Origin of the sequence: uncultured Thiodictyon sp. (genome assembly GCF_903828115.1) — a bacterium.
GTDB lineage: Bacteria > Pseudomonadota > Gammaproteobacteria > Chromatiales > Chromatiaceae > Thiodictyon.
The window spans coordinates 1-2,863 of sequence record NZ_CAIKKU010000363.1; the positions used below are offsets into that span (position 1 = coordinate 1).

The 2,863-nt window shown below is 65.9% G+C and carries 2 protein-coding genes; both read left to right on the forward strand.

Annotated elements, in window-relative coordinates:
* The first annotated feature begins 239 nt into the window (after positions 1-239).
* Positions 240-1,154: a 50S ribosomal protein L3 N(5)-glutamine methyltransferase gene (prmB, locus tag QZY48_RS13255; RefSeq protein WP_295431327.1), complete on the forward strand. Its 915-nt coding sequence runs from the start codon at positions 240-242 to the stop codon at positions 1,152-1,154.
* Between the two features lie 211 nt (positions 1,155-1,365).
* The gene (gene hemN, locus QZY48_RS13260) at positions 1,366-2,751 is read left to right on the forward strand and encodes an oxygen-independent coproporphyrinogen III oxidase (RefSeq protein WP_295431329.1); all 1,386 of its coding nucleotides are present in this window, start codon (positions 1,366-1,368) and stop codon (positions 2,749-2,751) included.
* Positions 2,752-2,863 lie beyond the last annotated feature (112 nt).

Below are 2,863 nucleotides of genomic sequence, written 5' to 3' on the forward strand. Positions count from 1 at the left end.
AATCGAATAATCCGACCACGATTACGACAACGACAACGACAACGACGCCCGATCGGTGAGAACGTCCGGTCGCTATACCCTACGACATGTGCGTTAACACATCAGTTCTGATCGCACCCCGCAAGTGCACTGGAGCGGGTGCCGAGCGCGCCGCGGTGATATGCTTGTCGGCTTCCCGCGGGCGTCGCGGGAGCCGGCCAGCCAGCCGGGTAACCGCACCTACCGGGAAACGCATCGCGATGGCCGAACAGCCTGACGGGTTGATTACGATCCAAGACTATATCCGCTGGGGGGCGACCCGGTTCAACCGGGCCGGGCTCTGGTTCGGCCACGGGACGGACAATGCCCTGGACGAGGCGGCGCACCTGGTCTTGAGTTGCCTGGAACTGGAACCCGGGCTGCCCCCCGCCTTTCGGGAGTGCCGCCTGACCCCGGCGGAGCGCGTAACCGTGGCGGATCTGATCGAGCGGCGGATCACCGAGCGGGTGCCCGCCGCCTATCTCACCGGGCGCGCCTGGTTTGCCGGGTTGGCGTTCGAGGTCAACGATCAGGTGCTGGTGCCCCGCTCCCCGATCGCCGAACTGGTCGAGGCCGGCTTCGATCCCTGGATCGACTCCGCACGGGTCGGTCGGGTGCTGGATCTCTGTGCCGGCAGCGGTTGTATCGGGATCGCCGCGGCGCTCTTTCTGCCGGACGCGGACGTCGATCTGGTCGATATCTCGCCCGCGGCCCTGGAGGTCGCCCGCCGCAACGTGACGCGCCACGGGGTGGGGGATCGGGTGCGGGTCCTGGAGTCGAACCTGTTCGACGCGCTGGCGGGTCAGCGCTATGACGTCATCGTCTCCAATCCCCCCTATGTCGCACGCGCGGAACTCGCGGCGCTGCCCCCCGAATATCATCGCGAGCCGGCACTGGGTCTGCTGGGGGGGGAGGACGGACTGGACCTGGTGCTGCTGATCCTGCTGGAGGCCGGCCGCCACTTGAGCGATGGGGGCATCCTGATCCTGGAGGTCGGCAACGCGGCCCAGGAACTGGAGCGGCGCCTGCCGCGGGTGCCCTGGACCTGGCTCGAGTTCGAGCGCGGCGGGGAGGGCGTACTATTGTTGACCCGTGAGCAACTCACCCTGCACCAGAGCGCGTTCGAGGAGGCTTGAGTCCAAGACGGGCGGCCCGAGGGGCGCCGCGAGCCCGTCACCGTCCACTACCATTGCACAACAGCCTGATCACGCACGGCAGCGTGATCATTTCAGCGCCCCGGCCGATCGGTGCGACCCGGCGAGGGGTCCCGGCGGTCCCGGGCCCCGCCGCCGCGTCCGCCCACTGCGCGGGCCTCGCAACCATTTCAGACACCTGAGGGTAGAATCGATGGAACAGGGTATCTCCTTTGACCTGGGCCTGATCCGCCGCTATGACCAGAGCGGCCCCCGTTACACCTCCTACCCGACGGCGGTGGAGTTCGACGAGCGCTTCGACGAAGCCGCCTATAAGGCTGCCTGTGCGCGCAGCAACCTGAGCGGGCGGCCGTTGTCGCTGTATTTTCACCTGCCGTTTTGCGATACGGTCTGTTTTTACTGTGCCTGCAACAAGATCGCCACCAAGGACCGCAGTCTCGCCCCGCCCTATCTGGAGCGCTTGCACAAGGAGATCGCGATGCAGTCCGCGCTCTTCGACCGCCATCGGGTGGTCGAGCAACTCCACTGGGGCGGCGGTACCCCGACCTTCCTGAGCCACGACCAGATGCAGGCGTTGATGGATCAGACCCGTCGCCACTTCACCCTGGCGGACGACGCCGTCGGCGAATTCTCCATCGAGATCGACCCGCGCGAGGCGGATGCCGCGACCGTCGCCCTGTTGCGGCGCATCGGCTTCAATCGCATGAGCCTGGGGGTGCAGGACTTCGACCCGCGCGTCCAGGCGGCGGTCAACCGCATCCAGACCGAGGCGGAGACGCTCGAGGTCCTGGATGCGGCGCGCGCCCAAGGCTTCCGCTCCATCAGCCTCGACCTGATCTACGGCCTGCCGCTGCAGACCGCGGCGAGCTTCCTCAGCACCCTGGACCGCATCATCGAGCTGACCCCGGACCGCATCTCGGTCTTCAACTACGCCCACCTGCCGACGCGCTTCAAGGCCCAGCGCCGCATCAACGAGACCGACCTGCCGGCCCCGGAGGTGAAGCTTGAGATCCTGCAGAGCACCATCGCGCGCCTGGGCGAGGCCGGCTATGTCTATATCGGCATGGACCACTTCGCCCGTCCGGACGACGAGTTGGCCCAGGCTCAGCGCGCCGGTACCCTCTATCGCAACTTCCAGGGCTACTCCACCCATGCCGACTGCGACCTGATCGGGCTCGGGGTCACCTCCATCGGCAAGGTGGACAACACCTACGGGCAGAACCGGCGCGAGCTCGACGAGTATTACGCCGACCTCGACGCCGACCGCCTGCCGGTCTTCCGCGGACTGACGCTCAATCGCGACGACCTGATCCGCCGCGATGTCATCACCCGGTTGATCTGCAACTTCCAACTCTCCATGCCGGCCGTAGAGGCCGCCTGGGACATCGTGTTCGCGGACTATTTCGCGGATGCCTTGAAACGCCTGGAGGTCATGGTCGGCGATGGACTGCTCCAGATCGAGGACGGGACCATCCGCATCCTGCCGCGCGGACGCCTCCTGGTGCGCAATATCTGTATGGCCTTCGACGCCTATCTTGCGAACAAATCCGGCCCCATCGGGTTCTCAAAGGTTATCTAGGGCTTGGCACAGCGGGTGCGACCAGAACTGACGTGGTGACCGAGATCCCGGGTACGCTGTCGTTGTCGTTGTCGTTGTCGTGATCGTGGTCGGATTATTCGATTACGACAAC

What these genes read in the sequence shown, in the direction of transcription:
- prmB (WP_295431327.1), top strand. Translation starts at nt 240, where the DNA reads ATGGCCGAACAGCCTGACGGGTTGATTACGATCCAAGACTATATCCGC.
- hemN (WP_295431329.1), top strand. Translation starts at nt 1,366, where the DNA reads ATGGAACAGGGTATCTCCTTTGACCTGGGCCTGATCCGCCGCTATGAC.